Genomic DNA, 23,539 nt, shown 5'->3' with positions numbered 1-23,539 from the left:
GAAACTTTCTGTATATTTATATGGCCATAAGTTTTTATAAATGTAGCGATCAGGCGCTAAATAAACCCAAAACAAAAATATGGTTTCGCATTCGCTTTAATTTGTACGCATCAATAAACAAAATAGAAAATTCGTCCCTTTCCGTCTCCTTATAAAACATAAAATCCACATATTTTTTGTTCGTACAATTTTATTGTACCATGAATAGAGAATAGTTAACTATTGAATTTCAAATCGTTTACGATGTAGCTTTAGGAAGAAACGTGAAGAATCCTTTTGATTTGGAGGGAGCCATCTCTCAAGCAAACATATTCCGAATCAAAAAAATGAGCTGTTTAGGACAGCTCATTTTTTACATACAACTTACCGATGGCCCAGGCGACGAAATAAAGAGAAATTTGTGGATTTTCCTTCATCATGAAAACGAGTGGTAAAGGTTCGAATGCGTTGCTTTTCCACCGTATTGATGAGGACGTTGTTCCGGCAGACGCCTGATTAAACTCCCAACGTTAACCTCAAAGCTCTGGAAATACTTTCGCTCATCAATAAAGAAAGCTGACACATTCAACGGTGATAAATTTTCCTCATGAAAATTTATCACCGTTTATTCCCTCACTTCAATTATATGGATTTTTTTGAGATGGGAATCCATATTTCGCTCTTGAAAGTGGGCGAGTGGATATTTTTATTCTCATTCCACAAAATTTCCGGCCCCTCAGCCGCTTCATAATGGGTTGAAGGAAACCATTCAGAATAAATACGTCCCCATCCTTCTTGCAATGCTTGGGGAAAGGGTCCCACTACTTCAAATACAGCCCATGTCGAGGCAGAAACCTCAAGCTTCGTTAGATGATCTGGGCATTCTTTCGTTGTCGCCACGCCAATATAATGGTCCAATTCTCCCTTCTCTTCCATTCTTCCCTCAGAAAAGTTCACAGAGGCGCTAAGCAGCCCTAAAGGTTCCACATTTGAAAGCCGCTTCAACTCATTGATTGTGTCATCATCTAAGCTTTTCCACATGGAGGCAATCTCCGGATTGACTCCATGAAAAATCAGCGGAACTCGTCTCATGATGCCAACGATGCGAAACGGTCCTTTTTCTTCAATGCGATAGTTCATTTCATTTCCTCCTCTTACAGATAACTGGAAGGTCATGGACGGATAAGCTTTCAATGAACAGCCGCCATTCCTAGCTTCCGATGGTGTGATCCCATGCAGCCCTTGAAATGCTCGGGCAAATGAATCCGGGGAGCTGTATCCATATTTCAGGGCTATATCAATAATCTTTGCCTTGCTCTCCTTGAGCTCCAAAGCGGCAAGCGTCAGACGTCGGCGCCGGATATATTCGGATAACGGAATCCCCGAAAGAAAAGAAAACATCCTTTTGAAATGGTATTCTGAGCAAAGTGCCAGCTTTGCTGCTTCTTTAAAATCAATTTCTGCCGTCAAATTGGCTTCAATGTACTTCATCGCTTCGTTCATATTCTTAAGCAAATCCATCTTGATGACCTCCTTGCCCATAGAATAACAGGAATGAAGGAACGCCGCCCGACATTTCGTGCCCAATCATGCAGGGAGCTTCCCGGATGGATCCATTGTCCCCTTTTCGCTGCAGACACGGCTGATCATGTTCAGAGCCGCCAAAATCGATCGAGCTTCGCTGCTTTTTTCCCATGTTTATAATATGGGAGCCAATACAAGCATTCATTCAAACCTGCTATCAAGCAAGCTGTCCTACCGCTTTTTAAGCAAAAAAACTGTGCCGTCTAAAAGAAACGGCACGGTTGCTCCTTACTGATTGCGATTGAAAATCACAAGTTTTAACTCTGTCATTTCTTCGATTGCATAGCGGATGCCTTCACGGCCAAATCCGCTTTCCTTGACGCCTCCATATGGCATATGATCCACCCGGAACGTCGGAATATCATTGACAAGCACTCCGCCGACATGCAGCTTTTCTGCTGCTTTCCACGCGACATGGACATTATCTGTATAGATGCCGGCTTGCAAACCGTAACGTGAATCATTGACCAATTCAATCGCTTCATCAATAGATGAAACTTTATTAATCAAAACAATCGGCGCAAACACTTCATAGCACGATACTTTCAACGTAGGCGCTGCATTTAAAATGACCGTCGGCAGCAAAATATTTCCTTGCCGCTCGCCGCCGATTGCTACTGTCGCACCGCTTTGTTTCGCTTCTTCAATCCACTGCAATGACCGCTCGACATCTTGAGGTGTAATCAATGCTGAGACATCTGTACTAGCATCAAGCGGATCGCCGATTTTTAACTGCTGAGCAGCTGCAATAAATTTTTCTACAAATTCGTCATATCGTTTTTCATGAACATAGATGCGCTGAAGGGAAATACACACTTGTCCTTGGAAAGAGAAAGCCCCAAAGACACAGCGCGGGATCATCCGGTCGATGTCTGTTTGTTCATCGACAATGACGGCCGAATTCGATCCAAGCTCCAGCGTCACACGCTTAAGCCCGGCCTTATTGCGAATGCCAATCCCTACCTCTGGGCTTCCCGTAAATGTCACCATACTGACGCGCGGATCCGTGACGATCTGATCGCCTACAGTTCGGCCGCTTCCCGTTACTACATTGAGCGCTCCTTTTGGCAGTCCCGCAGCTTCAAACAGCTCAGCAATAAAATAGGACGAAAGCGGAGTTTGGCTTGCCGGCTTTAATACGACCGTATTTCCGGAGGCAAAGGCCGGTCCGAGCTTGTGCGCAACAAGATTCATTGGGAAGTTAAAAGGAGTGATCGCCCCGATGACTCCAATCGGCTCTCTCGTCGTAAATGCGATTCGGTTTTCCCCACCCGGCGCCGCATCTAACGGAATGGTTTCACCATGAATACGCTTCGCTTCCTCCGCAGCAAATTTATAGGTTTGAATGGTGCGAGCCACTTCCGCTTTTGCTGTTGTCAGCGGCTTCGCAGCTTCTGTTGCGATGATTCGCGCTGCCACCTCTGAACGCTCCTGCAAAAGTGACGCCACCTTTTCTAAAATAGCCGCTCGTTGGTAGGCTGGCATTTGCTTCATCTTTCCCCGCGCTTCATATGCAGCCGCAATCGCTAAACGAACCTCTTCCTCCGTCGCAGCTGGAATTTCGGCAAGCGCCTCGCCAGAATAAGGAGACCGCAATGTCGTATACGCTCTTGCTTCCACCCACTCCCCATCAATATATAGCTTCTTTTTTTCAAAAGTCGTTTTCATCGTACTCCCACCCTTTCCTTTTAATTGCACAAACGACAGGTTGCCTCTAACACCCTTTCCGTTCTCCTCAATAGCCATAACATGCTAACACAACCACCATTATCTTTATTCGTCTTTTTGACGGAAAAGTCCTGCTGTTGATGATTCTCCACTTCTAAGGATATAGGCAATTTTTAACCTCACATTTTCTCTTTCATCTTTTTATTCACTATTTTCAATAGGTGTTGTACAATTACAATCGAAATAAGTAAACGTTTACTTCTCAAACATCCATTCACCAATCATTGAATTCACCGTCAGGAAGCCCCGTTTGCTTATTCCTTTTGGATCATGTTTTATAGCATATTTATACTATTTTTACATTTATTATAGTTGCAAAGGGAGCGAGCACACATGAGCTTTTCAATTTTTATGAGAAAAAAGGCGCAGCCCGCCAGCACAAGCCATATCAATCCAAACGTTCCAACTAGGCTGGTCCGTCTTCAGAATCCTTCCATTAACAAACAAATCGAAATGGTTGAGCTAACCGAACGGGATCTGGCCATACTTCAAGCGTTAAAGCCGTTTATTGAAGAAAAAATCGATACCATTGTCACCCGCTTCTATGATGTGCTTCAAACAGAGCCTTCACTGCTCGCTATTATTCAACAGCACAGCTCTGTTGAACAATTAAAACAAACGTTAAAGGTCCATGTCATTGAAATGTTCAGCGGAAGAATTGATGATGAGTTCATCGCGAAACGCAGGCGCATTGCGATCGCCCATTTGCGCATCCAGCTTCTCCCAAAATGGTATATGTGCGCCTTTCAGCAATTGCTGTTGGCTCTATTAGACGTCATTTTTCCTCATATTTCTGAGCCGCATGCGCTAATGGAGGCCACTAAATCGATGACCAAAGTACTAAGCCTTGAACAGCAAATTGTGTTAGAGGAATATGAAAAAGCAAACGAAAGAAACCGGATGCAAATGGAGCAAATAAAAAATGAAATGAAAGAACAGCTTAAAGCGATGGTTCAAGAGCTTTCCACTGTATCAAGCGAAGTCAGCTCCTCGGCTAATGGATTAACAACTCAAGCCAAGGATATTTTGCACTTTGCTAAAGAAGCCGTTCAAATTGCGGATACGAGCGAACAACAATCGGTCAAAGGCCAAGAAAAACTACAGCGCCAGCAATCAACGATTCGTAATTTTCAACAGATGATGAAAAAAATTCAGACGGAAGTACATAGCCTCCAACAATCAGCTGCGAAGATCGAAAATATCAACAGCCTTGTCACGGCCATCGCCGACCAAACCAATATGCTCTCGCTTAACGCTTCGATCGAGGCTGCCCGGGCTGGAGAGCACGGAAAAGGGTTTGCGGTCGTTGCCAACGAAGTTCGCAACCTTGCCTCGCAAACGAAACAGTCGGTTTCGAGTGTAGCGGACATTTTAAACGAGCTCAACTCAAAGGTTCATACGATCTCGCAATCATTGGATGCCATGGCTTCATTAATTGCGGAAGGTACAGATGATATGGAGAAAATCAATCAATTTTTCAATGAGTTCGGCTTGTCCTTAAAGCAAATTCGCGAACAAAATCAACGCATTGATCACGAAATGAAGCAATACGTTCATGTTGTGTCAGAAATGAGCCAAGCCATCGCCGATGTCGCTGCATCTGCTGAACAGGTGGAGAAAGTGGCCTATGATCTGTAGAGAAGCCAAATCGGTGCTACCGAAAGATATCGGTGCGCTCCGCCATCTGGCAGCCAAAGCCCCGATTACCCGAACCCTCGCTTCGAATAACGGGGCTTTTTCCTATATGACCGACACTGATAAATCCACACCTACTACACCGACAATTTGCTGCTGATGCAAAATAGGCGCAGAAATCGTCAGGCACGGCTTCTTCGTTAACGCTGAAATATAAACGTCTGAAATAAACGTGTTTCCTTTGCTTGCCTCGATAAACCAAGGACGTGCCTTCGCGTTGACAAGTCCCGCGGAAGGATTGGAATAAACGAAGGTCCCATCTAAACGATTCGACCAGACCGCTTCAATATTAGAATGAGAGCGCAAAAATTCGTTCAAATATTTTTGGTGCTGCCGCTCGTCCAGTTTATATAATGGGCACGCCTGCAAAAACGTAAACAGCCGCTTTTTCGCTTCTTCGATCATTTGTTCATCAAGAGAAGCAATCGTTATCGCATGATCTTTTTTCATCATGCCTTGTAATTCATTGGAGGTTTGCTCTAAAGCTTCATTGATTCGCATGATTTGCTGGACATTTTGGTGCTGACGATCCATATCCTTTGCTACTGCCTGAGCATATTCTTTATTTGCTACCGACATATTGGAGATTTCATCAAGCAATAACGCGATTTCTTGAATGCTTTCCGTTTGTGCCTCTACCGCTTGTGTCGAATCCGATACCATGCCTGTAATTCCGCTTAGCTTCCCCTTAAATGTATCAAGAATGTAAAGCACATCCGTCATTTCTTTTGAGCCATGTTCAATTTGTTCCGTCTCCTTTTTCACCATGTCTGTTGATAAAGCAATTTCTTTTTGGATCAATGATAAAATTTCCCGCGTTTGTTCAACCGCTTTTGATGTTTGTCCAGCTAAATTTCCGACTTCATTGGCTACTACCGAAAACCCTTTGCCGTGCTCCCCTGCTCGCGCCGACTCAATGTTGGCGTTTAATGCCAAAATGCTCGTTCTTTGTGAAATAGCACCAATCGTCGCAAGAATTTGATTGATTTCCTGCGATCGAGTGACAAGGCTATCCATTTGCCGCAGCAGCATTTGGTGACTGCTCCGAAGTTCCGCCATTTCTTCCTGTAATTTTTTGAGCGACTCCCATGAATGAGCCAGCTCTTCATAAAACAATTGGCTGCTGGAATGAATTTCTTGGGAAACAGCGGAAATTTGCACAGCCGCCGCTTCGATTTTTTTTATTTTTCCCGCCACACTTAACACATCATTCACTGTTTTTTCAAGGTGCGCCGTTAATCCAACCGTGCTTTCCTTGCTTGACGAAGATGTTTCATCGAGAGAATGAGCAGCCAGCTTCATTTGTTCAATAATTCCTTTTAACTGATCAGCTGCTACTTGGATCTGTCCCATGACATGTCGATCATCCGCTTCACCGGAATGATGTAACAAATCGTTTTCTTTCAAACGCCGCTTTAATAAAAACATACAATCTCCCCTTCGATGTTATATTTTATAACAAAATTATAACATTGATTTTAAAAAACAACCGAATCCTTTTTGAATATTCTTTATTTTTTGTTTAGTATCCATTTTCCATCACTCGATGAACCTTCCTGTCTCACTGATGATCCACTATTCTTTTCCATACATGATTTCTCTTGATTCGTACACATTAATAACTGTTTAAACCGATTCATTTAACCGTTTGTATATATTGATGAAAGAGGAGTGTAAACAAAATGAACCTGTTACGTCTATTTAATTTCGGACGTAATCGCATGATGTGGAAGCAAGCATTACGTCTAATGGGGCGGCGAAACAATAACCGCATAGCGACTTGGAGCATTCTTAGCTTCGGTTTAGGAATGGCGTTAACGGCTGTTTTGAATAGGAGAAAAGCTCGAATCTCTGCATTTTCCCTCAAACAGCCACTTCAACAAGCCATGAATAAAATGAACAGCTTAATGAACCGAAATCGAGGAATGAAACAGCCGAGTTTAGCAACGGTGGAGCTTTCACAGGAGCTTATGCAAAACCAAACGAGCACGACGCCGACAAATAACCAACCGTCTTAGCAATCCCTCTTATTCCGCGCAAAATCTCTCCTGCCTTTTATGAAAGAGGCGGGAGGTTTTTCTATACGTTAATTAACCATTTGCTTCTTAACCGTTGTGATATATGTCAAAATAACCGCTTGATGACGGGAATATACTAAAAAAATCCCCCGTCTTTGCATGGTCTAAACTCCTTCTACCCCCAGGTTTGCTGACGTTTTTCTAACTGAATTCACATGATTTTATTAAATAAAAACCTTCACAGGAATCCTTTTTGCTAATGTTTTCGCAAAATCCAATAAAAAGACTTTTCATCTCTACGGAACTCGTTAGCCAGACAGCAAAGCTCTGATAGATAAAACTTGTGATTCATCGATATTTGATATGAGCAAGGGCATGCCCCATTTTCTCCGGTCGAAAGGCACATGTACAGACTTGTGTTCTGACCATGAGTTTTTATACCTTTCTCCTATCGATTATCGCCTAAGGATAATCGATGGATCGATTGCATCGCCCACCAAGTCCAATCATAAAAAAAGAACCAATACATTGGTCCTGGTTTCCATCAGCGATTCATCTTCGATACAACGCCATATAAATATGACGCTTTTTTCATCCTTTCTCTCTACCCTTTTTATCGCGCCACTGCCGTCAGCTTTTAAATGAAATAGCTAATCGATCATTGCGCGGATTTTGCACGAATTTTCCGCCAATCTTGAATCAGGCGCTGCTGAACTTCGCCGTACAATTCATCCACCGTGCTGCATCTTACCATTTCTTTATCAATTAATGCAAATGGACAGCGTTTGCATGTCTTGCATTTTCCTAAACAGTCTTTGCGCTTAATTTTAATGTTTTTATAGGTATCTTTTAAAAACACATAAAGCTGTTTTGATTCAAACTTATTTTTCTTACAAAAACAGATCTTCTTCATTTCTGCCTTCCAAACCTCCGCAATGATAAAAATTATCATTTTCATCTACTCTAATAATACCAAAAAATTTTCATCGCGAAACAACAAAATTATTTTTTCTCGTTGTTTTTTGTAGATTTCAGTAGATTGTTCTTTATAGTTTATTCAGAAAAAAATAAATTTTTCAAAATCGTTTTAAAGGGGGGAAATCATTGATTCATTTTCGTCAAGTGAACAAACATTACGGCAGCTTCCACGTTCTAAAAGATATCAATCTTTCCATTGAACAAGGAGAAGTTGTCGTCATTATCGGTCCATCTGGCTCAGGAAAAAGCACCTTAGTCCGCTGCATTAATCGTCTTGAAACGATCACAAGCGGCGAATTAATCGTTGACGGTGTGAAGGTGAATGACAAGAATGTCGACATTAATAAGCTTCGCCGCAATATCGGCATGGTCTTCCAACATTTTAACTTATACCCGCATAAAACTGTATTGCAAAATATTACGCTCGCACCTATTAAAGTTTTAGGCGTTTCAGAAAAAGAAGCAAAAGAAACAGCTATGTATTATCTCGAAAAAGTGGGGATTCCAGATAAAGCAAACGCTTATCCCGCTGAATTATCCGGCGGTCAGCAGCAGCGGGTCGCCATTGCCAGGGGCCTCGCCATGAAGCCGAAAATTATGCTGTTTGACGAACCGACATCAGCGCTGGATCCCGAAACCATTGGCGAAGTGCTAGATGTAATGAAAACATTGGCTACAGAAGGAATGACCATGGTCGTTGTTACGCACGAGATGGGGTTTGCTCGTGAAGTGGCAGACCGAATTGTCTTTATGGACAAAGGACAAATTCTCGAAGAGGCCTCGCCGGGAGAATTCTTTGCCCACCCGCGCGAGGAGCGAGCCCGCTTGTTTCTGAGCCGTATTCTTAGTCATTAGATAACAAATAGGGGGAATTTTTATGAAAGCCAAAAGAATGTGGAAAAAAGGAATCGGACTTGTATTGGCAGCCATACTCTGTTTATTCGCTTTAGCCGGCTGCAACAGCAGTGAAACAGCAGCCACAGACAGCAAAGGAGACGGATCGAAGCAAACAGAATCAGCTCAAAGCACCCTAGACAAGATTAAAGAAAGAGGAAAGCTCGTCGTCGGAGTAAAATATGATTTGAATCTTTTTGGGTTAAAAAATCCAGAAACTGGTGAAGTGGAAGGTTTTGATATTGACATCGCCAAGGGTCTCGCCAAAAAAATTCTCGGTGATGAAAATAAAATTGAATTAAAAGAAGTAACATCGAAAACGCGAATTCCGATGTTAAATAATGGCGAAATTGATGCCATCATCGCTACGATGACGATTACAGAAGACCGGAAAAAGGAAGTCGATTTTTCTGATGTTTATTTTATGGCTGGACAATCCTTGCTTGTCAAAAAGAACAGTAAGATTAATGGAATAAAAGATATCAAAAAAGGAGTTACCGTTTTAACCGCAAAAGGGTCCACTTCTGCGCAAAATATTCGCGCCAAGGCTCCAGAAGCAACCGTCTTGGAGTTTGAAAATTATGCGGAAGCCTTTACAGCATTAAAAGCTGGACAAGGCGATGCCCTCACCACCGATAATGCATTGCTTTTTGGCATGGCGAAACAGGATCCGAATTTCCGGGTTGTGGATGAGACATTTTCTGAAGAGCCTTACGGAATTGCTGTGCGCAAAGGAGACAAAGAGTTTGTCGATCTCATTAACGAATATTTGCGCGAAATTAAGGAGAATGGCGAATACGATAAAATCTATGAAAAATGGATTGGAGAAAAGCCAAAGCAATAATAGCCATTTGAACGGATGAGCGGGCATATTCCGCTCATCTGCTATTCTATAGAAAGACCATTGGGAAACGGAGCGAATGAAGACAACAACCAGAGGTAAGCCACAAACTCTCCTTCTGCCACGCAAGTTGTGCGACAAAAGCCTAGCTTGCCATCTATTCGCATATCAAAAACAACCTTGTATCAAGCATAACGAGGAGGTGCAATCATGCCTGATTATTCAATTTTAATCGAACATTGGGATCTGTATATGCAAGGTTTTCTTCATACGATAAAATCCAGTGTTCTTGCCCTAATCGGCAGTTTACTTATTGGAACGGTGATGGCCATCTTTCGCATTGCGCCGGTGCGTCCATTGAATTGGATTGGAGCGGCATATGTTGAATTTATTCGCAATATCCCGCTCATTTTAATTGTATTTGTATTTTTCGTCGGGTTGCCGGCTCTTGGCATTCGTTTGGACTCCTTCACCGCCGGAACATTGGGATTAACCGTTTACACAGCTGCCTTTATCGCCGAAGTCATCCGTGCCGGGATTCTTTCTGTGCCAAAAGGACAGATGGAAGCCGCACGATCATCGGGATTAACTTATTTGCAAGCCATGTGGCATGTGATTTTGCCTCAAGCTATTAAAATTGTCATACCGCCTATGGGCAACCAATTTATCAATCTCGTTAAAAACTCTTCTGTTCTAGGCGTTATTGCAGGATTAGATCTGATGTATTTTGGTGATTTAATTTCCTCCGAAACGTTTGTCACTTTTGACGTCTATATTTTTGTTGCCATGTTTTATCTAGTGTTAACCATTCCGCTTAGCTTAGGCGTTGGCGCGCTCGAACGCCGCTTAGCAAGAAGTCGATAAGATGATAGAAAAAGGTGGGGTGAGAAATGGACTTTATCGGCGCCTATTCTCCAGTTCATTTTAAATTTTTACTTGAAGGATTTGCCGTCACGCTTGAAGTAGCTTTTATTTCTATTGCGCTTAGCTTTGCGATCGGCATTATCGTTGGGGTATTGCGTTATGGGCAGATTCCTGTCGTTTCCCACATTCTCGCAATCCTAGTTGAAGTCATCCGCAACTTGCCGTTATTATTGATTATTTTCTTTACTTATTTCGCTCTTCCTGAGATCGGCTTTAAGCTCGATAAGCTTTATGCCGCGATTTTGGCGCTTGTTATCTTCGAATCAGCTATGCTATCAGAAATTGTGAGAAGCGGATTAAATTCCATTGAAAAAGGGCAAATTGAGGCAGCGAGATCATCAGGGCTGACGTATTTGCAAACGCTATGGCATATTGTCCTTCCCCAAGCGTTAAGACGCATGGTGCCGCCCATTGTCGGACAATTTATTTCTTTATTGAAGGATACATCGCTAGCTGTTGTGATTGCCCTTCCTGAATTAATGAATCATGCTCAAATCATTAACGGAAGAAATGTCAATTATGTCATTCCGATCTTCTTGCTCGTCGCCATCATGTATTTTGTCGTGAATTATTCATTATCACTGCTTTCGCGAAAGCTTGAATATAAGCACCGATAAATAAAAGAAAGGATGAAGAATCAGGAGTGCTGATCATCCAGTAAAACTCAATGAACAGTACTGGATTCCTTGCTTTTTTGCTGAAGTAAACAAGCGGGTTTGCTTGCCTACCGGGCATGCTATAGGCATGCCCTTCAACCATAGATTCACAGACATCGTTCGTTCAATCTTTAAATTTATACGGCCGACTTCTCCACTCTTCTCCCATCGGAAACGTTTTCTGTCACTCGAAATGCTGAGCATAAAAAAGACGATTCTTCATCCTATGAAACAGATTGGAAAATCCATTTAGTTTTATATAAAATATAATGATAAGAAATCCATACATTTTCTTAATACCCTTTTATTGTATAATAATATGATAGAATGGGAGAAGATTTCCTGATAGACAGAGGGGAACATGATGCGTGAACGAATTTTAACCTTATTGCTTCTCATCTCTGCTACAGCTTTTCTTGGAGAGATGAAAGTAAATCCATTTTCCAGTTCTTTCCGATTTTCTTTAGGAAGTGTCGCTTTTTTCTTTGGACTTGTTTGGCTTCGTACGATTCCTCTATGTCTGACTGGCTTTTGTGTTGGGGTGTTTGTCACCGCCTTTCGCGTAATGATTGATTGGTTAACCAAACAGCAGCCATTGGCTGATAGCTTATTGATTCATTTGCCTGCAGGCATTTATTACATTTTCTTTGCTTGGCTTGTATATATGACAAAATTCCGCCAGCATCTGGACCACCCTATCCACGTCGGAGTGCTTGGGGCAGCGATTGATTTTACAGCTAATATCGTAGAACTGTTCATTCGTCAGCTGCTTGGTGAGTCTTTCACCATCGCACACGAAACCGTTTTTATGCTGCTTTTGTTTGCAATTTTGCGAAGCTTCTGCGTAATAGGACTATATAACATTTTAACCATTCAGCATATGCGGGCTTTAGGAGAAGCGCGAAGACAAGAGCTGGAACGCCTTGTCATGATTAATACAAGCCTTTATGAAGAAGCATTCTATCTGCGAAAATCGATGAGCCATTTAGAGGAGATTACGCACAAAAGTTATGAGCTGTATACACAGTTGATGGAGTCTAAACAGGCCGAGCTAGGCACCGCCCTGTATATCGCTGAACATATTCACGAAGTTAAAAAGGACTCGCAGCGAATTTTGGCCGGATTGTCTGATCTGATTAGCCAAGAACAAGCAGAATTGAATTTGCCGATCAAGGAGCTTTGCCGCATGGTCATTCGCACTAACCAAAAATACGCAGAACTTCTCGGCAAATCGATTCATTTTCATGAAGCATGTGACATCGATTTACCGACCTATCATGTATACGCCCTTCTTTCTGTCCTAAACAATTTAGTCGCCAATGCCGTCGAGGCGGTGCCAGATTCCGGATGGGTCTCTCTTCATGTGCAATTTGAGCACAATGAACTGGTGTTTCGCGTAACTGACTCAGGTCCTGGAATTCCCGATGAGGATCGGGATTGGATTTTTCAGCCGGGATTTACGACAAAATATGATGAAAATGGCAACCCTTCCAACGGGATTGGATTGACCCACGCGCAAGAAATTGTTCATAGCTTTAAGGGGCACATACAACTGGCATTTGACGAGCACAACCGAACACAATTTCAAGTCAGAATTCCAGGCAGTCAGCTGCTGCGAAAGGAGGAAGCCGTGTGATGTCCCTTCGTTTTTTTCTTATTGAAGATGATGCTGTTGTCCGAAAAATGCTAGAAAAAATAATTGTAGAAAGCGGACTTGGCGAAGTGGTAGGTCAAGCGGAGGATGGCTTGCATGTATCAATCGATCAGCTCTATGCCGTCGATGTTATTTTGATTGATCTTTTGATGCCGGGCTTAGATGGGATACAAACCATCAAAAAATTAAAAGCGCAAGGATTTACCGGTCCTTTTATTATGATTTCACAAGTAGAACATAAAGAAATGATCGGACAGGCTTATCTTTGCGGAATTGATACGTACATCCACAAGCCGATTAATCGATATGAGGTCATTTCGGTTCTCAGACGCGTAGCCGACTATATGGCGGCTGTTTCTTCCCTGAATTCGATCCGCCGTTTATTGCACACTTTGGATCAAAGCAAAAAACATGACATGTATCCTTCTCCGCCGCAGCATACGGCTCATTATGAAAAAGTGAGCTTGGAGCAAAAAATTGAACAACTCCTTTTAACATTAGGAATTGCTGGCGAATCGGGCGCAGCCGATTTGCTGCACATTATGCAATGGTTTGCTGAAGCGGAACATAAAGGAGCGACTATGCATGATTTGCCACCGTTAAAAGAGCTATATCGGCAAATTATCAAGCGGCTGCACGGCTCAGAAGAGGAGCCATCCCTTCAAAAAGAAATTAAAGCGATGGAGCAACGGGTTCGCCGAATGATTTTTCAAGCTTTTACCCATTTATCCTCACTCGGATTAACCGACTATACAAACCCTACCTTCGAGCATTTTGCGCCGCGTTTATTTGATTTCAAGCAAATTCGCCTTCGCATGAAGGAGCTGGAAGCCGGTAAAAAAACAACGAAATGCCGGATTAACGTAAAGAAATTTTTATCCGCTTTTTATATCGAAGTAAAAGGAGCATAGGCGTCTATGCTCCTAAGCAGATAGCCAAAACCCATTTTGACTTTAGCTATCATCCGAAGTTTCAAAAACGCTTGGCGGATAAGAAACGCAACTGAATGCAGGCACAAATGAAATGAAACCAAGACGTTCATAAACGATCGAGCGAGTTCAGTGACACAGGAAAAAGCAGTGATCCCCCCTCCTCTAAAACTCTGAAGCAAATGCCATTTTAATAGTTAACATAATATTAATTATGTTTGCTAAATGCGATTTGTATTCCAATAGACCCCAATAATACCGCCTTGACTCGATTGATTCGCTTGGCGACCGATGAATGGGCAAGCAACACATGCCGCAGTTTTTCAGCCCCCGCACTGACAGCGACAAAAATAACAAGAGCTTGGATCAGAAAGATCAGCCCCAAGATGAACATTTGCAGCGCTGCATGCCCTATCGATTTATTGACGAACTGTGGCAACAGCGCTAAAAAGAATAGCGAGACCTTCGGGTTTAATAAATTCATCAAAATGCCCTTTTTGTATAGAGCTTTGTATTCTAAAGATTGCTGGTTATCTAAATGAAAGCCTTCTTGCTTTTCGAGCCACGCCTGCCACGCCAAATAGAGCAAATAAGCAGCACCGGCATATTTTACAACAGCGAATGCTAGAGCTGATTGATAAATCAATGCCGAAACGCCAAGCGTAGCGGCTGTTATATGGACAATGAGTCCTGAGCATAGACCAAACGCTGTGGCTATTCCCGCTTTCTTATTTTGTGAAAGGCTTTGAGCGATCACAAATAAAATATCCGGTCCCGGCATAAGCGTCAATAAAACGGCGAATCCTAAAAAAGATAGGATCAACGTCAAATCCACATTCCCCACTCCTTTTCTAATCGCTCCCCCTGCTTATAATTTTGTGCGAATATTCCATAATTCAGGGAAGAAGCGATGATCAAGCACTTTCTTTAAATACGTGACACCCGATGAACCTCCTGTCCCTATTTTGTGCCCGATAATGCGTTCCACTGTTTTCATATGCCGGAACCGCCATTGCTGAAGCCAATCTTCAATATCAACGAGCTTTTCAGCCAGCTGATATAATTCCCAATATTGGTCCACCTTTTTATATACATCTAACCAAGCGGCTTCCACCGTCGAATCTTCTTGATACGGCTCTGAATAATCCCGGTCCAAAAGGGATGGATTAATCGCAAATCCAGCGCGGGCCAGCGCCTTTAAGGCGACATCGTAGATGCTTGGAGCATATAGCGCTTCTTTTAGCTCCTCATACAAAACTGGATCCTTCTCGTAAATTTTTAAAATATAGTCCGTTTTGTAACCAAGAGCGAACTCAATCATGCGATATTGGTAAGACTGAAAGCCGGACGCCTGTCCTAATTGATCGCGAAACTCCATATATTCGGATGGAGTCAATGTCGCCAGTACGTCCCAGGCATGAATGATTTGCGACTGAATTTTCGACACTCTCGCCAGCATTTTAAAGGCTGGATCCATTTCATTCCGTTCAATGGCTTGAATCGCTGCTTTTAGTTCGTGAAGAATCAGTTTCATCCATAATTCACTCACTTGGTGAATGATAATAAATAACATTTCATCATGGTGATCGGACAGACGCTTTTGGCTTGATAGAAGCGCATTCAACTGCAAATAATCACCATAGGTCATTTTATTTAAAAAATCCGTATGAATGCCTTTTTCCGCCGCTAGCTTTTGATTTCTTTCTGATGAACTGTGCATGATAGAACCCCCTTCTTATCTATGTTGCCATCGGCTTAATAACTGCGCGCACCGGGCTTCCGTCAGCATCCTTTAACGGAAGCGGCAGTGCGATAAGCTCATAGTCGCCGCATTCGACATGGTCAAGCATTACATTTTCTAAAATATGCACACCGTTTTTGGCAAATGAATGGTGCGTCTTAAGATCTTTGCTGTCAAGCGGATCGACTGACGGAACATCCACTCCAAGCAACACAATCCCTTTCTCTTTGAAAAACGGGCCTAAATCTGGATCAAGCAGCGGAATCGACTCAGGAAACCGCTCTGGCTGGTTCGGAACATTCGTTTTTAATAATAGACGCTGAACGCCGGAAAGATCGAAGGATTGCAGCACAGCACTATTAATAATGGAGAATGGTGATACATCAATCACACGCGCCGGTCCAATAAAAACATCGATCGCCAAATCGATTATTTTTTGACCATGATCGTCAAAATGAAACGGTGCATCGACATGTGTGCCAATATGGACGCTTGTTGTCATTTTTCCGATATTGACTGAACCCGTTTGTTCTTTTGTAAAAGATACCTCATACGCAAATGGTGTGTCCCCCGGCCAATGAGCAATCGAATGAGAAAGCGGCTGTGAAATATCGATCCATGAAGAGGAGGTTTTTTTTGTCATGCCACCACTCCCCGTTCGTTCGGAAATTTTTTATGCTTTTCTTTCTCCATAATCTCCTTTAAAATATGAACTGCTTGCCAAACATCTTCATACGTGTTGTATAATGCGACCGGAGCCAAACGAATCCCATTCGGCTTACGAAAATCAGGAATGACCCCTTCTGCCTTCAACGCTTGGCAAATTCTCGCCGCTTCTGGATGCTCTAAATAAACATGTCCTCCTCTGCGCTTATCTTCTCTTGGATTCCCTATCATAAATTCGTAGTTTGCCAATTCACGCTCGATCAGCGCCATCATATACTCGGTGAGACGCAATGATTTTTGGCGAATATTCTCCATCCCGACCTCGCAAAATAGAGAAAGAGAGCCAATCAGAGGAGCAGTGCTTAAAATATGCGGTGTGCCGATTTGAAAAGCGCCAGCATGCTCTTCAGGAGTCAGATCCGGCTCCATATCAAACTGCTTGTTTTTCTTTGAGCTAAACCAGCCGCTTAATCCAGGCTCTCTCCCAAAATGCCTTTCGTGAACATACAGAGCCGCCACACATCCTGGGCCGCCGTTCAAATATTTGTAATTGCACCAAAAAGCAAAGTCAACTCCCCAGTCATGGAGCTGATGCGGAATGGCGCCGACGGAATGACATAAATCAAATCCGATCATAATTCCACGTTTATGCGCTTCTTCTGTGAGCGTTTTCATGTCAAAAAGCTGGCCGCTGCGATAAAGAACACTTGGCAGCACAATGAGAGCAATCTCCTCTGTCATCGCTTCAATCAAATCGGCCTCCTCGATGGTTTTTCCATCCCTGCTTTTGACGAGCACGAGATGCTCCTTCGGGTCGTATCCTTTTAGCTTAAGTTGGCTCTTTAATGCATAAATATCCGATGGAAACGTCAGTTCATCGGCTAAAATTTTCGTTCTTGCAGCTGTCGGTTGATAAAATGTAGCCACAAGCTGATGAAGGTTAACCGTCGTGGAACCTGTAACCACCACTTCCTCCGGTTTGCAGCCAACAAGATAAGCCATGCGCTCTCCCAATGCTTCTGATAAATAAAACCATGGATGGTGTCCGTTTGTCCACCCGTCAATGCCGTATGATTTCCATGAATCTAGAATTTCCAGCAATGACCGTTCCGCGCGTTGTGAAAGCAAGCCAAGTGAATTGCCATCCAAATAGATCGTGCCTTCCTGAAGATAAAATTCCTTTCGATACGATGCCAACTTATCTAGTCGATCAAGCTGGCGTGCTTCCTCTCGTGAATACATTTTCCCACCGCCTTGTTTGTTGTGTTTGAATTTTCTATATTTTTAGTTAAAATATATAGGTAAGTTGACACAATGTCAATGACAGATTATCACCAACATACAGAAAGGAAGATAAGCGATGAAAAAGCTTTCTTCAAGACAGCTTCAAGCAATGGAAACAAGACAAAAAATTATCGCTGCATCCTACGACGTATTTTTAGAAAACGGATTTCAGAAAACCACCATTTCGCAAATTATCCAAAAAGCAAATGTGGGCTATGGAACAGCGTATGTGTATTTTAAAAACAAGGATGACATTTTTGTTGAAATGATGGAAAAAACGATGAGAAAATTTTACGAAGTAGCGGAAATCCCGTTTGCTCCCCGAACAAAAGAAGAAGCCCGCCATCTCATTGAGCATCAAGTCCGCCTTTTTTTACAATTGGCCATCCAGGAGCAGCGGCTGCTTCAGCTAATGAAAGAAGCGATCGGCATTTCCGATTTAGTCGCGAAAAAATGGAAAGCAATCCGCGAACAATTTATCACCCGCATCGCACAGGATGTTGCCTATTCGCAGGCAAACGGACTAGCAAAATCACATTTGCAGCCAAGTTTGGTCGCACGAGGTTGGTTTTACGCTAACGAAATGTATATGTGGGAATTAACCGAACAAGAGGTTCCTTTTTCATTGGAAGATGCCGTTTATCATTTAACAGAAATGTACACAAACGGCATATACGAATAATACGTTTTCACAAGAAGGTGAAATAGATGCTTTTAGCAAAGCTAATGCTTGATTCAAAGCATACAGTCATATTGACCGGGGCAGGAATGTCAACAGAAAGCGGATTGCCCGATTTCCGCTCCGTACAGACAGGATTATGGCAACAAAAGGATCCACAGCGCTTAGCAAGTACGCATGCGCTTCAATATCACCGAGAGGACTTTATCTCCTTTTATCAATACCGCATTCGCACACTCCGGCAATGTCAACCCCATGCTGGTCATCGTATTCTCGCTGACTGGGAAGCACGTGGGCTTATTCAAACTGTCATCACCCAAAATGTCGACGGATTTCATCAGCAGGCCGGCAGCCGAAAGGTCATCGAACTTCACGGTTCACTTCGGACGGTCCGTTGTGCGCGCTGTAATCAGTCTGATGAAAGCGAGGCTTATCTTGATGATACCTTTTACTGCACATGCGGCGGCTTTTTGCGCCCCTCCGTCGTTCTGTTTGGCGAAGCGCTGCCGGCGGAAGCGGTAGAACAAGCATGGCGCGCCGCCGAGCAAGCCAAACTGTTCATCGTGCTCGGTTCTTCCTTGCAAGTATCGCCCGCTAATCAGTTGCCGCTCATCGCCAAACGAAACGGCGCCCAACTCGTCATCGTCAACCTAGAGCCGACCGAACTGGACGAATGGGCCGATCTTGTCATCCAAAATCGAAAAATCGGCGATGTACTGGCAGAGACGGATCGGCAGTTGGAACGAAGAATATAAACAACAGAGCGTGGCCTCTATTCTATAAAGAGGACACGTTCATCCTTTTCCTTTGGCGATCGATGCCTAACTCCACTTTTCTCGTTCGAACTGCTAAGCAATCGTTTTGCCATTTCAATATATCAAAGCGATTAGTCATCGCGATCACTATTTTTCCTTCATGATAACACTCCATAATATTCATAGCATGAACCTATCCAAACCAATAACGGTATCGTCACCTTATAGCAATGTCTTTCAATCCATAGTTTTCTATACCAGTCTAAATCATCTGTCTTTTTGCAATATCACATGGTTAATTAATCGAGTATCATCATGATCCACATTCATCCACTACCCGGCTCACGGTAACCATATCGGTGATCAACAAAAAACATAGGGCCCGTTCATATGAATGAGCCCTGTGTGGATACACAATGAATCATATAAATATACTACTTTATTTCTTCAAGCGCTCCCGTCAATGTTTGCACTAAAAAGGCAGCATCCTCGCTTTCAATCGTCAAAGGAGGCGACAATGTTAACACATTATTAAAGCCAGCTACCGTCACACCGTTTTTGCCAATCAACAAGCCGTTGTTTTTGCAAATATTGATGGCTTGATTGACAAGCGACACATCCAGCGGCTCTTTTGTAGCTTTATCTTTCACCAGCTCGATCCCAATCAGCAAGCCCCTGCCGCGAACGTCGCCGACATAAGGATGGTTTTGCAGTTTATGCTTCAACTCATTCAACAGCTGTTCGCCAGCTTCGCGGGACCGGTCAAACAAACGCTCTTTTTCCATAATTTCTAAATTTTTTAAGGCAAGGGCGCATGCGGCCGGATTTCCGCCAAACGTATTTATATGACGGAAATAATCATATTCCTCTTCCCCTTTGAATGCCTCATAAATTTCTTTGCGGACTGCAGTGGCCGATAGCGGCAAGTAAGCGCTTGTAATTCCTTTCGCCATGGTGATGATATCCGGTTTCACTCCATCATGCATAAAGCCAAACGGTTTGCCTGTTCGGCCGAACCCGCATATCACTTCATCGACAATCAGCAAAGCTCCGTGCTTTTCACACACTTCCTTCACCGCTTTCATATAGCCATCCGGCGGAATGAGCACTCCCCCGCCTGTGATCATCGGTTCCATGATGACCGCGGCGATGGTTTCACTTAATTCCCATGTCATCACTTGATCAATCGCTTGAACGGATTTTAAATTGCGCGGATTTTCCGCTGTCTCGTTATCGCGGTAGCAATCGGGAGGAGCGACATGAATAAAGCCCGGTGCCAAAGGTTCGTATTTATATTTGCGCTGCGCCTGTCCAGTAGCCGCGAGTGCTCCCATCGAGTTTCCATGATACGCCCGATAACGGGAAATAATTTTATAGCGGCTATGCTCTCCTTTTTGCTGATGATATTGCCGGGCCATTTTAAAGGCGGTTTCATTAGCCTCGGAGCCGCTGTTAGAGAAGAAAATGACATATTCGTCTCCTAGCAGCTCGTTCAATTTCTCTCCCAGTTCAACTGCCGGTGCATGGCTTTGCGTCAGCGGAAAATAAGCAAGCTTCTTTAGCTGCTCATAAGCGGCCTCTGCTAACTCCTCGCGACCGTAACCGACATTGACGCACCAAAGCCCAGCCATGGCATCTAAATATTTTTTTCCGGTATGATCGGTTACCCAGCATCCCTTTGCTTCCTCGACAATCAATGTTGATTTAGGATTGTACGGCTTCATGGCATGCCATATATATCGACCATCTTTTTCCAATAAATGTTGACTTTGATCTGTTTGAACCATTCTGTTCCCTTCCTTCTGTGAAAATTAAAAATCAAATCGGGAGGTAATCATTTTTTTTCGTGTATAGAAATTCACGCCATCTTTTCCATTGACATGAAGATCGCCATAAAATGAATCCTTCCATCCTGAAAATGGGAAAAAGGCCATCGTCGCTGGCACACCGACATTAATTCCTAACATTCCGGCATCTGCTTCTTCGCGAAATTGACGGACGGCTTTTGCATCCTTTGTATAAATGGTCGCTCCATTTCCATAGCGGGATTGGCGGATATATTCAAGCGCTTCATCTAAATCAGCCGCGCGAAGCAAGCTAAGGACAGGGGCAAAAATTTCTTCTTTGGCAATTGTCATTGTTGGTGTTACATGATCAAAAATCGTTGGCCCGAGGAAATTCCCTTCCGAAAGCTCCGCCATTTCTTTTCGTCCGTCGCGAATCAGCACAGCGCCTTCTTCCACTCCTTTTTCGATGTAACCAAGCACTTTCTCCCGATGTGATTGGCGAATGACCGGGGTCAGCAATACGTCCTCATCCATTCCATTGCCGATCACCAGTTCATCCGCTTGCTTTTTTAACGTTTGGACAAACTGTTCATTATCTCCTACAACAACGACGGCACTGCACGCCATGCAGCGCTGGCCTGCACTTCCGAAAGCGGAGTTGATGATATGCTGCGCAGCAAGCTCAACATTGGCATCGGGCATCACAATATGGTGGTTTTTCGCCCCGGAAAGAGCCTGTACGCGTTTGCCTCTTGCAGCCGCTTGCTCATACACATATTTGGCTACAGGCTGGGAACCGACAAAGGAAATAGCCCGAATATCTTCATGGGCAATCAGCGCGTTGACCACATCGTGGGCGCCGTGCACAATATTTAAAACCCCTTCCGGCGCACCGGCTTGCGTAAATAACTCGGCTAATTTATTCGCTAAAATGGGCGTGCGCTCGGAAGGCTTTAGCACAAATGTATTTCCGCAGGCAATCGCCAATGGAAACATCCAAAGCGGTACCATCATCGGAAAATTGAACGGTGTAATTCCCCCGACAACTCCTAACGGATAGCGAAGCATTTCCGAATCAATGTCTTCCGCAATTTCTGCAAGCGTCTCGCCCATCATTAAAGTCGGAGCCCCCGCTGCAAACTCGACGCATTCAATTCCGCGTTGAACCTCGCCATACGCTTCTTTATATGCTTTTCCGTTCTCTTGCACGATCAGCCTTGCCAATTCTTCATGATGCTCCGTCAACAAATGGTGGAACTTAAACATGATGCGCGCCCGTTTTGGAACAGGAGTGTTCTTCCATGAAGCAAACGCCTTTTTCGCCGCTTGTACGGCACGCTCCACATCTTCTTTTGTAGAAATCGGAACTCTAGCCAGCACTTCCCCTGTCGCCGGATTCGGTACTTCCAGCGTTTCCGCTCCGCTCGAATCTACCCACTTTCCATTAATGAAATTTTTTAAAACAGCGGTTTCGTTTCTAACCAAAGCCATGGCGTTCCCTCCTATTGATTGATGGTGCGAAATATTCATTGATCGCCGCGTTGATGAACCAAAAGATTCGTTGCGGTCGCTTAGCGGCTGGACTTCCTGCTTCCTTAAATAAAAGAGCGGATCATCAACACTCGTCATTCATTTCCATTATCGCTTAGTTCGTTGACGCATTCATTAGACATAATGTAAAAAGTGCGTTCGTTCCCATTCCACAATATGACAACTACTTAGACTTTATGACGCAAAATGAAAAGGGGCTGTCCAAAAAGTCAGGGTAACTGACTTTTTGAAGCCCCTCTCATTTTTTTCATTTTTTAAAAAAGTACACAAAAAAATCGTCCTATCCTGTAAAATGAAGGTACCACCACAACATTCCAGAAAGGACGATTTTTATGAGCAATCAAATGATTACTACTGAAAATTATAACACGCAAATGACACTTTTTCCAGAGACAGAGGAAAAAAAGCCCTCTAAAAGACCATTAGCCCCTACTTTTAAACCCTATGACAATCGTCAAACTCAAGTGATTTTTGATATTGAAGCCCTTATACCAGAACATCACGTCGCACGAGTAGTGGACGAAATGGTGGAATCTGTACCAGATGAGCTATTGTTTTCTCATTATAAAGGTGGTGGCAGAAGTTCCTATCATCCCAAAATGATGCTTAAAATCATTCTGTATAGTTATTCCCAAAAGGTTTATTCCTGCCGTGGAATCGAAAAACTAATAAAAGAAAATCTTCCTGCCATATGGTTAGCTGCGATGCAACAACCAGATTTCCGCACGATCAATGAGTTCCGCGGAGAACGGATGAAAGCCTTGATGGATGAGTTATTTGAAGCCATGATTCTAAAATTGATTGAAGAAAAGTACATCACAATGGAAAACTACTTTTTGGATGGCACCAAGATGGAAGCCAACGCCAATAAGTATTCTTTCGTGTGGAAAAAATCAACAGAGAAATGGGAAGCAACATTAAAAGAAAAAATTCAAGAAACACTTGAGTACATTCATGAATTGACACCATTAGAAGCTGGAACGGGAGAAAAGGAAACCGAACAACGTGAAGAGATCACCGAACATCATTTAGAGACAGTCGCTAAGGAGATAGAAGAAAAAGTTGAAACGCTAACAGAGGAAATAGAAAAGGAACCAGAGACAAAGATTCGTAAGGAAAAGCGCCAAGAATGCAGGAAATGGAAAAAACCTTTAGAGCTGATTCGGGAAAATTTCTTACCACGACTAGCTACATAC

22 protein-coding genes are annotated in these 23,539 nt (G+C 43.2%); 11 read left to right on the top strand and 11 right to left on the bottom strand.

The window, feature by feature from the left end; genetic code table 11:
* Positions 1-621: 621 nt before the first annotated feature.
* The 3 genes from B6A27_RS08890 to B6A27_RS08880 form a co-directional block, all read right to left on the bottom strand.
* The gene (locus tag B6A27_RS08890; RefSeq protein ID WP_044745422.1) at positions 622-1,500 is read right to left on the bottom strand and encodes an AraC family transcriptional regulator; all 879 of its coding nucleotides are present in this window, start codon (positions 1,498-1,500) and stop codon (positions 622-624) included.
* The gene (locus B6A27_RS08885; RefSeq protein WP_080861727.1) at positions 1,487-1,708 is read right to left on the bottom strand and encodes a hypothetical protein; all 222 of its coding nucleotides are present in this window, start codon (positions 1,706-1,708) and stop codon (positions 1,487-1,489) included. Before B6A27_RS08885 ends, B6A27_RS08890 begins: the two co-directional genes overlap by 14 nt.
* Before the next feature lie 83 nt (positions 1,709-1,791).
* Positions 1,792-3,231, bottom strand: a complete 1,440-nt coding sequence (locus B6A27_RS08880) for an aldehyde dehydrogenase family protein (protein WP_080861724.1) — start codon at positions 3,229-3,231, stop codon at positions 1,792-1,794.
* Between the two features lie 393 nt (positions 3,232-3,624).
* Here B6A27_RS08880 and B6A27_RS08875 point away from each other — a divergent pair, with 393 nt between their 5' ends.
* A complete protein-coding gene (locus tag B6A27_RS08875; RefSeq protein ID WP_080861721.1) occupies positions 3,625-4,929 on the top strand; it encodes a globin-coupled sensor protein in 1,305 nt (434 codons plus the stop codon).
* A 102-nt stretch (positions 4,930-5,031) separates the two neighbouring features.
* On the opposite strand, the gene B6A27_RS08870 is transcribed toward B6A27_RS08875, so the two are convergent.
* Positions 5,032-6,414, bottom strand: coding sequence for a methyl-accepting chemotaxis protein (locus B6A27_RS08870; protein WP_080861718.1), 1,383 nt, complete (start codon positions 6,412-6,414; stop codon positions 5,032-5,034).
* A gap of 254 nt (positions 6,415-6,668) precedes the next feature.
* Here B6A27_RS08870 and B6A27_RS08865 point away from each other — a divergent pair, with 254 nt between their 5' ends.
* Complete coding sequence (locus tag B6A27_RS08865; RefSeq protein WP_080861717.1) at positions 6,669-7,004, top strand: hypothetical protein; 336 nt, start codon at positions 6,669-6,671, stop codon at positions 7,002-7,004.
* A 658-nt stretch (positions 7,005-7,662) separates the two neighbouring features.
* On the opposite strand, the gene B6A27_RS08860 is transcribed toward B6A27_RS08865, so the two are convergent.
* A complete protein-coding gene (locus B6A27_RS08860; RefSeq protein WP_080862000.1) occupies positions 7,663-7,917 on the bottom strand; it encodes a DUF1450 domain-containing protein in 255 nt (84 codons plus the stop codon).
* Positions 7,918-8,108: 191 nt separating this feature from the next.
* Between B6A27_RS08860 and B6A27_RS08855 the strand changes: the two genes are divergently transcribed.
* The 6 genes from B6A27_RS08855 (at position 8,109) to B6A27_RS08830 (ending at position 13,862) form a co-directional block, all read left to right on the top strand.
* Entirely contained in the window at positions 8,109-8,837 is a 729-nt protein-coding gene (locus B6A27_RS08855) for an amino acid ABC transporter ATP-binding protein (protein WP_044745428.1), read from the top strand.
* Between the two features lie 22 nt (positions 8,838-8,859).
* Entirely contained in the window at positions 8,860-9,720 is an 861-nt protein-coding gene (locus B6A27_RS08850) for a glutamate ABC transporter substrate-binding protein (RefSeq protein ID WP_080861716.1), read from the top strand.
* Between the two features lie 207 nt (positions 9,721-9,927).
* Positions 9,928-10,581 (top strand): amino acid ABC transporter permease, encoded by a 654-nt coding sequence (locus B6A27_RS08845; protein WP_066147573.1) that lies wholly within the window; start codon positions 9,928-9,930, stop codon positions 10,579-10,581.
* Positions 10,582-10,607: 26 nt separating this feature from the next.
* On the top strand, positions 10,608-11,258 hold the full coding sequence (locus B6A27_RS08840; RefSeq protein WP_080861713.1) for an amino acid ABC transporter permease: 651 nt from the start codon (positions 10,608-10,610) through the stop codon (positions 11,256-11,258).
* Between the two features lie 403 nt (positions 11,259-11,661).
* Positions 11,662-12,933 (top strand): sensor histidine kinase, encoded by a 1,272-nt coding sequence (locus tag B6A27_RS08835; protein WP_080861711.1) that lies wholly within the window; start codon positions 11,662-11,664, stop codon positions 12,931-12,933.
* On the top strand, positions 12,933-13,862 hold the full coding sequence (locus tag B6A27_RS08830; RefSeq protein ID WP_066147567.1) for a response regulator: 930 nt from the start codon (positions 12,933-12,935) through the stop codon (positions 13,860-13,862). The genes B6A27_RS08835 and B6A27_RS08830 overlap by 1 nt, the downstream gene beginning before the upstream one ends.
* Positions 13,863-14,088: 226 nt before the next feature.
* Here B6A27_RS08830 and B6A27_RS08825 read toward each other — a convergent pair whose 3' ends face one another.
* The 4 genes from B6A27_RS08825 to kynU are packed head-to-tail and all read right to left on the bottom strand — an operon-like array spanning position 14,089 to position 17,529.
* Complete coding sequence (locus B6A27_RS08825) at positions 14,089-14,715, bottom strand: LysE family translocator (protein ID WP_080861708.1); 627 nt, start codon at positions 14,713-14,715, stop codon at positions 14,089-14,091.
* Between the two features lie 33 nt (positions 14,716-14,748).
* Positions 14,749-15,600 carry a tryptophan 2,3-dioxygenase gene (gene kynA, locus B6A27_RS08820; RefSeq protein ID WP_066147562.1) on the bottom strand — a complete coding sequence of 284 codons (852 nt, stop codon included), beginning with the start codon at positions 15,598-15,600 and terminating at the stop codon, positions 14,749-14,751.
* A gap of 19 nt (positions 15,601-15,619) precedes the next feature.
* The gene (gene kynB, locus B6A27_RS08815) at positions 15,620-16,264 is read right to left on the bottom strand and encodes an arylformamidase (protein WP_044745436.1); all 645 of its coding nucleotides are present in this window, start codon (positions 16,262-16,264) and stop codon (positions 15,620-15,622) included.
* Complete coding sequence (gene kynU / locus B6A27_RS08810; RefSeq protein ID WP_066147558.1) at positions 16,261-17,529, bottom strand: kynureninase; 1,269 nt, start codon at positions 17,527-17,529, stop codon at positions 16,261-16,263. Before kynU ends, kynB begins: the two co-directional genes overlap by 4 nt.
* A 118-nt stretch (positions 17,530-17,647) precedes the next feature.
* Between kynU and B6A27_RS08805 the strand changes: the two genes are divergently transcribed.
* Positions 17,648-18,253, top strand: coding sequence for a TetR/AcrR family transcriptional regulator (locus B6A27_RS08805; RefSeq protein WP_066147556.1), 606 nt, complete (start codon positions 17,648-17,650; stop codon positions 18,251-18,253).
* 26 nt (positions 18,254-18,279) lie between these two features.
* The gene (locus tag B6A27_RS08800; RefSeq protein ID WP_080861705.1) at positions 18,280-19,005 is read left to right on the top strand and encodes an NAD-dependent deacylase; all 726 of its coding nucleotides are present in this window, start codon (positions 18,280-18,282) and stop codon (positions 19,003-19,005) included.
* A gap of 434 nt (positions 19,006-19,439) precedes the next feature.
* Here the strand turns inward: B6A27_RS08800 and B6A27_RS08795 are convergent, their stop codons facing one another.
* Complete coding sequence (locus tag B6A27_RS08795; RefSeq protein WP_080861702.1) at positions 19,440-20,792, bottom strand: aspartate aminotransferase family protein; 1,353 nt, start codon at positions 20,790-20,792, stop codon at positions 19,440-19,442.
* A 24-nt stretch (positions 20,793-20,816) separates the two neighbouring features.
* Positions 20,817-22,283: a CoA-acylating methylmalonate-semialdehyde dehydrogenase gene (locus B6A27_RS08790; protein ID WP_080861699.1), complete on the bottom strand. Its 1,467-nt coding sequence runs from the start codon at positions 22,281-22,283 to the stop codon at positions 20,817-20,819.
* Between the two features lie 392 nt (positions 22,284-22,675).
* Between B6A27_RS08790 and B6A27_RS08785 the strand changes: the two genes are divergently transcribed.
* On the top strand, positions 22,676-23,539 hold an 864-nt coding region (locus B6A27_RS08785; RefSeq protein ID WP_139788105.1), incomplete at its 3' end, for a transposase.

It is taken from the genome of Anoxybacillus sp. UARK-01, assembly GCF_002075365.1.
Taxonomy (GTDB): domain Bacteria; phylum Bacillota; class Bacilli; order Bacillales; family Anoxybacillaceae; genus Anoxybacteroides; species Anoxybacteroides rupiense.
Note: the sequence above shows the minus strand (reverse complement) of the source record. Positions and strands in the feature narration are given on the sequence as shown.

Excerpts from the sequence above, each read along its gene's own strand:
- B6A27_RS08890 (WP_044745422.1), bottom strand. The coding sequence starts at position 1,500 with ATGGATTTGCTTAAGAATATGAACGAAGCGATGAAGTACATTGAAGCC.
- B6A27_RS08885 (WP_080861727.1), bottom strand. The coding sequence starts at position 1,708 with ATGAATGCTTGTATTGGCTCCCATATTATAAACATGGGAAAAAAGCAG.
- B6A27_RS08880 (WP_080861724.1), bottom strand. The coding sequence starts at position 3,231 with ATGAAAACGACTTTTGAAAAAAAGAAGCTATATATTGATGGGGAGTGG.
- B6A27_RS08875 (WP_080861721.1), top strand. The coding sequence starts at position 3,625 with ATGAGCTTTTCAATTTTTATGAGAAAAAAGGCGCAGCCCGCCAGCACA.
- B6A27_RS08870 (WP_080861718.1), bottom strand. The coding sequence starts at position 6,414 with ATGTTTTTATTAAAGCGGCGTTTGAAAGAAAACGATTTGTTACATCAT.
- B6A27_RS08865 (WP_080861717.1), top strand. The coding sequence starts at position 6,669 with ATGAACCTGTTACGTCTATTTAATTTCGGACGTAATCGCATGATGTGG.
- B6A27_RS08860 (WP_080862000.1), bottom strand. The coding sequence starts at position 7,917 with ATGAAGAAGATCTGTTTTTGTAAGAAAAATAAGTTTGAATCAAAACAG.
- B6A27_RS08850 (WP_080861716.1), top strand. The coding sequence starts at position 8,860 with ATGAAAGCCAAAAGAATGTGGAAAAAAGGAATCGGACTTGTATTGGCA.
- B6A27_RS08845 (WP_066147573.1), top strand. The coding sequence starts at position 9,928 with ATGCCTGATTATTCAATTTTAATCGAACATTGGGATCTGTATATGCAA.
- B6A27_RS08840 (WP_080861713.1), top strand. The coding sequence starts at position 10,608 with ATGGACTTTATCGGCGCCTATTCTCCAGTTCATTTTAAATTTTTACTT.
- B6A27_RS08835 (WP_080861711.1), top strand. The coding sequence starts at position 11,662 with ATGCGTGAACGAATTTTAACCTTATTGCTTCTCATCTCTGCTACAGCT.
- B6A27_RS08830 (WP_066147567.1), top strand. The coding sequence starts at position 12,933 with ATGTCCCTTCGTTTTTTTCTTATTGAAGATGATGCTGTTGTCCGAAAA.
- kynA (WP_066147562.1), bottom strand. The coding sequence starts at position 15,600 with ATGCACAGTTCATCAGAAAGAAATCAAAAGCTAGCGGCGGAAAAAGGC.
- kynB (WP_044745436.1), bottom strand. The coding sequence starts at position 16,264 with ATGACAAAAAAAACCTCCTCTTCATGGATCGATATTTCACAGCCGCTT.
- kynU (WP_066147558.1), bottom strand. The coding sequence starts at position 17,529 with ATGTATTCACGAGAGGAAGCACGCCAGCTTGATCGACTAGATAAGTTG.
- B6A27_RS08805 (WP_066147556.1), top strand. The coding sequence starts at position 17,648 with ATGAAAAAGCTTTCTTCAAGACAGCTTCAAGCAATGGAAACAAGACAA.
- B6A27_RS08800 (WP_080861705.1), top strand. The coding sequence starts at position 18,280 with ATGCTTTTAGCAAAGCTAATGCTTGATTCAAAGCATACAGTCATATTG.
- B6A27_RS08795 (WP_080861702.1), bottom strand. The coding sequence starts at position 20,792 with ATGGTTCAAACAGATCAAAGTCAACATTTATTGGAAAAAGATGGTCGA.
- B6A27_RS08790 (WP_080861699.1), bottom strand. The coding sequence starts at position 22,283 with ATGGCTTTGGTTAGAAACGAAACCGCTGTTTTAAAAAATTTCATTAAT.